The following is a 6,000-nucleotide window of genomic DNA, read 5'->3' as shown; positions in this document are numbered from 1 at the left end:
GCTACTTTCTGGCCACGAATAGGAAAGTCTTGGATACCAACCTCTGGAAAGAATCCTTTGGATTCAAGATCCTTTTTATCATAACCCTCGGGGGCTATATTCTTCTCTTCAAGGTAGATGTTCAGCATCTTTTCTGCTTTATCTACTTGGGTTAACTCAAAATAATCCAGGATACCTTCCGGTAATAATAAACTGATCAGGGTTTGCTCGGCTTGACTCAAAATAAAAATTGTCGTTTGGTTTACAAATGCAAAAGAAAGAAATTATTTCCTTCCCCCCAAGAATTCCGCTTGATCCATAAGATACAGAACCCATTTTTTTTAAAAAGACGTATGCATAAAAAGAGCCTGATCACGAGTGATGATACAGGTCCTTTTTTTGGCTTTTAAAAGCCAATGACAATATGATTTAACAGATAGGTAATTTAAGTTATAAAAGCAGCTGAAATATTTTAAATATTTGAGATAACAAAACGCTAAACTCAATTAATCGCCTCATTATGAAAAACTTCAAACAACAACGCTCAGCCCCCTCACCTGCCTAATTAACCCAATTTATACACCTTAAACAATTCAATTATGAAATTTAAATTGTTATTAGCTGCCGGATTAATGTTTATGACGTTCCTAACCAGCTTTACACCTGATGATCCAGATTACAGCTGGTATTGTGCATACATAACAAGTGGTGGGCATTCTGGAGGCGAACTAACTTCCTGCGATGAGCAGTTTGAAGCCAGGGATTTACATACCGACGATACAATTAAATGGTACGTAAACAATGTCTACATAGGTTCAACACGAAATGTTTCAACTTATGTGAACGAGGGTGATGAGATCAAAATCGTAATCAATGGTCATGACTCGAATTACACATACGAGTATTACGACACAATCGTTGCCTGCGAGAATTAAAAACTAAAAGGAGGATGTATGATCATCCTCCTTTTTATTTTATGATAGATCTTGCTTTAAGTGGCTTGCGCTTACCCTAAACAAACAATTAACAGCCAGCATTGTTCTTATTCTAATTAGTATCCTAAAAAAACGCTATGAGAATAAGCTTCTATCTACCGCTTATCGTTGCCATTTTCCTTTTTGGCTGTCAAAACAAAACAAAGAAAGACAAGGCTGATGCCATATATTTTGGGGGAACAATTATAACCATGGAAGATGCTAGTCCTACTGTGGAAGCTGTTGCTGTGAAAGACGGAAAAATCATATTTACTGGAAAAAAATCCGAAGCCGACGAATATCAGGGGGATTCAACAAAAACATACGACCTTAAAGGCGAAACACTTTTACCCGGTTTTATAGATGCTCATGGTCACATTACTTCCCGTGCAGGAATGATTCAGGCTATCGACTTATCTCCAACCCCATATGGCACTGTAAACTCTATTCCTGATTTACAAAACACGATAAAGAAGTATACCAAAGACCATAAAATCCCAGCAGGAATACCCCTTATTGGCAATGGCTATGATGATGCAATTATGGTAGAGCACAGACATCCAACGCGCCAGGAACTGGATGCCATTAGCGAAACCAACCCAATCATTGCAATACATGCATCAGGGCATGCAGCCGTTGCAAATTCAGCCATGCTTAAGTTCGTTGGCATTGATGAAAATCCTAAAGATCCCGCTGGTGGACATTACGGCCGCGACCAGAAAACAGGAAAATTAAATGGAAAATTAGAGGAGAATGCATGTTTTACAGCGTTGCTTACACTAACTAAAAAAATGAGTAAAGACCAAGGGAATAATCTAACTCAATCCATGAAAAACCTGATGATAGCCCAGGACGAATGGCTAAGCTATGGCCAAACTACCATGTGTGACGGCAGAACAATGGGCGAAAGTGTTGCGCTTTTAAAAGAAGCGGCAGACAGAAAATTGTTAAAAGCTGATCTTGTTTATTTTCCTGATTTTGAATATTTCAAGAAAGAATTTGACAAATTTAAACCGGAATATATGAAGTATAATAACCGTTTAAAACTAGGTGGTTTCAAGTTCTCTGACGATGGATCACCTCAGGGCAAAACAGCATGGTTAACTATACCATACCTTGTTCCGCCTGCAGGCCAGGGACCGGATTACAAAGGATTCCCAATATTTGCGGATTCGGTTTTATATAATGACTTAAAAATACTTTTTTCAAACGGCATAACCGCACAACTCCATGTGAATGGCGATGCAGCTATAGATCAGGCAATTAGAGTAATTAAGAAATTAAAAAATGAAGGCATCTATAAACCTGAACTGCGAGCAACATTAATTCACGTTCAGAATAGTCGACCAGACCATATCCAAAAAATAAAAGACATTGGTGTGATTCCTTCGTATTTCTCAACGCATGTTTATTTATGGGGAGACTGGCATTATTCGAGCGTATTTGGTCCCGAAAGAGCAGCTTTTATTAGTCCTGCAAATTCTGCACTAAAAGCGGGTATACTTTTCACCATGCATCATGACTCACCAGTTACCCCTCCCGATCTCCTCACAGCTGTATATTCGGCCGTAAACAGAAAAACACGTTCAGGAAGAATACTTGGTCCAAATGAAAGAATTAAGCCGATAGAAGCGCTTAAAGCGATAACCATCAACGCAGCGTATCAATATCATGAAGAAGACTCTAAAGGATCACTAAAAGTTGGCAAGCTTGCCGACATGGTAATTCTGGATCAAGATCCATTAACTATAAATCCCGAAAAAATAAGAGAGATTAAGGTAATGGAAACCATAAAAGAAGGGAAATCCGTTTACAAAAGGGGCTTAAATAAAACAACCAGCGGTTGAGCGTGCATAAAGTCAATACCTTCATAGAATTTCATTGAGGGCATAAACTTATGGGTCATTAAAGTGATCGTACCTAAACCATTTTCCAGCGCATACTGCTCCGCATACCTCATCAAAGTTCTGCCGTATCCTTTCTTTTGCGAATCCGGGGCAATAAACAACTCATCAATATAAAGTTGTACGCCCGTCCACCATGTTTTCGTATGGGCAAACATCGCACCTGCAAAAACATCATTATCATATAAAAGAAAGCCCTTAAATTGAGGCGAAGAATAGTATTCAGCTAAATACTTTAAAGCATCCTTAAATTCCCAATGATAATTCCAGGGCGCCTCATTATAGGTCTGAACAAATACCTTTGCGCAATTTTCAATATCTTTTTCTGTTACTGCCTGGATAGTCATCGCCTCAGTTTAAGGTAATCAATTAACAATTATTTAAAGCCTCCTGTAGTTTTTCCCCAAATTCACGCACATTAGGCTGGTGTAGCATTGTGGCATGATCTCCTGGGACATCAAAAACTTTCACTCCATTTTTTGCATACTTATTCCAACCTAGGTATTTAAAATCATCTACAAAATAGACCCGTTTTTCAGCTTTAAAAAGGTAGATCTTATTGTTAAATGACTCCATATTATAGGCCTTAAAAGCCTCCTGATGTTTTTGGTTAATCGCATTGATATGGCTGTAAACGCCTTCGTTTTTTGGATCCTTTTCTAAACCCAACTTATAAAAAAGCTCATGCATCCTTTTTACGAACAAATTATACTGGTAACTTAAGGTGTTGAAAGGTTCTTTAATAAACGATTTTAAAATCCAGAGCAACTTAGGGACTTGACGTTTAATTTTCCTTGCGAGCTTTACGCGCCATGACTTATTGTAAAAGACATTTTCTGCATCCGTATCAAAAATCCCAAGCATCTTTACTTCTTTTCCGAGGGCGGCCAACTGCCTGGCCATTTCGATCGCCACATAGCCCCCAAAAGAATAACCAGCTATGGCATAAGGGCCATTCGGATTGTGATCTATAATTTCATCCACGTAATGGCCCGCGATATCAGCCATGGTTTTAATATTTTGATTCACACCATTCAAGTCTGCAGGCTGTAGGCCATACAATGGCTGCTCATCATCTACATATTTTGCCAGATCTTTAAAACTCAATACATAGAGGCCATCTCCATGTATGATATATAAAGGCATCTTACTTCCTGTAGGTTTGATAGGAATAAGTGATTCAGATTTCTTCACCTCATCCGCATCACTTATAGAGGCCAGTAAAGATAAAATAGTTGGGTATTTAAATAACCTGACCGCAGGGAGTTTTAGCCCTGTATCCCTTTCAAAATGAGACATAATCTGAAGCGCCATAAGGGAGTGGCCGCCAAGTTCAAAGAAATTATCTTCAACACCAATATTTTCTATGTCAAATACCTCTTCCCAAATGCAAGCCATTGTTTTTTCTAGTGGGGTAACAGCCTTGGTATGTAATCGAGAAACATCGGCTGGAATTTCCATATCCAATAAAGCTTTCCTATCAATTTTACCATTAATATTGAGGGGGAATTTTTGCACAGCTATCCATATCGCAGGAATCATATAATCTGGCAAACTGAGTTTTAAATCAGCTATGACCGCTTCTTTATCGAATTTATCAATAGGAACTATAAAACCAATCAAATCCTTCTGGCCATTATTATTCTTTTTTGCCAATACTACAGCACTTTTTACATACGCATATTGATTCAATAAATACTCAATTTCGCCAAGCTCCACTCTAAATCCGTGGATTTTAACCTGATCATCTTTTCTACCGATAAACTCCATGTTCATTCCTGGCAACATCAGCCCCTGGTCCCCTGTCCGATACATCCTACCACCATCGTTCTTATTAAAGGGATCGGCCAAGAAAGCGGCTGCAGTTTTTTCAGCATTATTTGCATAGCCACGGGCTACACCTACGCCACCAATGAATAATTCGCCTACCTCACCACTAGGCACAGGTTGCAACTGGTCATTCAAGATATAAAAGAAGTTATTCGCAATAGGCTTACCATAGGGAATACTTTTCCAATTGGCTTCTACTTTTTCGACTGGGAAATAATTTGACCATACGGTAGCTTCTGTAGCACCACCCAAACTAATTACATTAGCTGAAGGAAAAAATTGTTTAATTCTATCAGGCAAGCTCAAGGGTATCCAGTCGCCGCTTAAAAACACCAACCTTAAATGATGCTGTCTATACTCAGTGTTCGTTGACTCCAATTCTCTAACCAGATAATCAAGTGTAGAAGGTACAGAGTCCCAAAAGGTAATCTGGTAATGTTGCAGCATGTGCAGTAATTCATTCAAATCATTTACCTGTGCCTGCGCTGCAATCACCAATGACCCACCGGCAGCTAAAATTCCAAATACATCATAAACAGAAAGATCAAAACACATAGAGGTGATGAAAAGCAGACGATCATCCGATCCAATGTTAAAACGATTGTTTACCCATAGAACCAGGTTTACGGCTGAATGATGCTCAATCATTACCCCCTTAGGTTTACCCGTTGAACCCGAGGTATAAATCGTATAAGCCAGTTGTCGACTATCAATGGATAAATTTAGATTGCTCGCGCTGTATTTCTCAAATGCTACTGTGCTGACAGCTAAAGATCTCAAGTCGGGCATCAACGCATTTATCGGATAGGTAGTGTCTGTGACCAATAAGCCTACCGCAGCATCCGAAAGGATGTATTGTTGCCTTTCGATGGGGTATTCAGGATCAACAGGTACATAGGCTCCCCCAGCTTTAAGTATCGCATACATACCTATAATCATTTCAAAGTTCCGTGCAGTCAGTAAGCCTATGTTATCACCAGGTTTTACACCTAATTCAACAATGTGTCTTGCCAGTTGATTAGACTTATCATTTAGCTCTTTATAGGTCAACAATTTACTCCCCAACTGCAAGGCTACATGATCCGGAGTTTTCAACGCTTGTTCTTCAAAAATGATATTTAGGGTTTTATACCTAGGATAGGGAGTTACTGTATCATTAAATACTGCCAGTTCCTGCAATTCTTCATCCGTAAGCATGGGAAGCGCGTGAGACGATTTATCAGACATTTGTTCAATAGTTAGAGATGACTAAAACCTAAATAATTGACAAGTTTTATATTATAACATATTAATGTAGATACTGTTTTCTTTAA

The 6,000-nt window shown here is 38.8% G+C and carries 5 protein-coding genes; 2 read left to right on the top strand and 3 right to left on the bottom strand.

Features of this window, described 5'->3' with window-relative positions; translation table 11 throughout:
* Positions 1-221 (bottom strand): ISAon1 family transposase N-terminal region protein (locus EZ444_RS22810; protein ID WP_455430285.1); only part of this gene is annotated, 221 nt, incomplete at its 3' end.
* Positions 222-578: 357 nt separating this feature from the next.
* On the opposite strand from EZ444_RS22810, the gene EZ444_RS22805 reads away from it, so the two are divergent.
* Both EZ444_RS22805 and EZ444_RS22800 read left to right on the top strand, forming a co-directional pair.
* The gene (locus tag EZ444_RS22805; RefSeq protein ID WP_131611700.1) at positions 579-914 is read left to right on the top strand and encodes a hypothetical protein; all 336 of its coding nucleotides are present in this window, start codon (positions 579-581) and stop codon (positions 912-914) included.
* Positions 915-1,051: 137 nt separating this feature from the next.
* Positions 1,052-2,800: an amidohydrolase gene (locus tag EZ444_RS22800; RefSeq protein WP_131611698.1), complete on the top strand. Its 1,749-nt coding sequence runs from the start codon at positions 1,052-1,054 to the stop codon at positions 2,798-2,800.
* Here EZ444_RS22800 and EZ444_RS22795 read toward each other — a convergent pair.
* Together EZ444_RS22795 and EZ444_RS22790 are read right to left on the bottom strand one after the other, a co-directional pair.
* Positions 2,764-3,204, bottom strand: coding sequence for a GNAT family N-acetyltransferase (locus EZ444_RS22795; RefSeq protein ID WP_131611696.1), 441 nt, complete (start codon positions 3,202-3,204; stop codon positions 2,764-2,766). The genes EZ444_RS22800 and EZ444_RS22795 overlap by 37 nt on opposite strands.
* A 22-nt stretch (positions 3,205-3,226) precedes the next feature.
* Positions 3,227-5,914, bottom strand: coding sequence for a non-ribosomal peptide synthetase (locus EZ444_RS22790; RefSeq protein WP_131611694.1), 2,688 nt, complete (start codon positions 5,912-5,914; stop codon positions 3,227-3,229).
* Positions 5,915-6,000: the final 86 nt, after the last annotated feature.

The sequence above is a fragment of the Pedobacter hiemivivus genome (assembly GCF_004331685.1).
GTDB classification, from domain to species: domain Bacteria; phylum Bacteroidota; class Bacteroidia; order Sphingobacteriales; family Sphingobacteriaceae; genus Pedobacter; species Pedobacter hiemivivus.
The sequence above is the reverse complement of the archived record's forward strand: the minus strand, read 5'-3'. Positions and strand labels throughout refer to the sequence as shown.

Coding starts and splice junctions, on each gene's coding strand:
- EZ444_RS22790 (WP_131611694.1), bottom strand. CDS start 5,914: ATGTCTGATAAATCGTCTCACGCGCTTCCCATGCTTACGGATGAAGAA.
- EZ444_RS22800 (WP_131611698.1), top strand. CDS start 1,052: ATGAGAATAAGCTTCTATCTACCGCTTATCGTTGCCATTTTCCTTTTT.
- EZ444_RS22805 (WP_131611700.1), top strand. CDS start 579: ATGAAATTTAAATTGTTATTAGCTGCCGGATTAATGTTTATGACGTTC.
- EZ444_RS22795 (WP_131611696.1), bottom strand. CDS start 3,204: ATGACTATCCAGGCAGTAACAGAAAAAGATATTGAAAATTGCGCAAAG.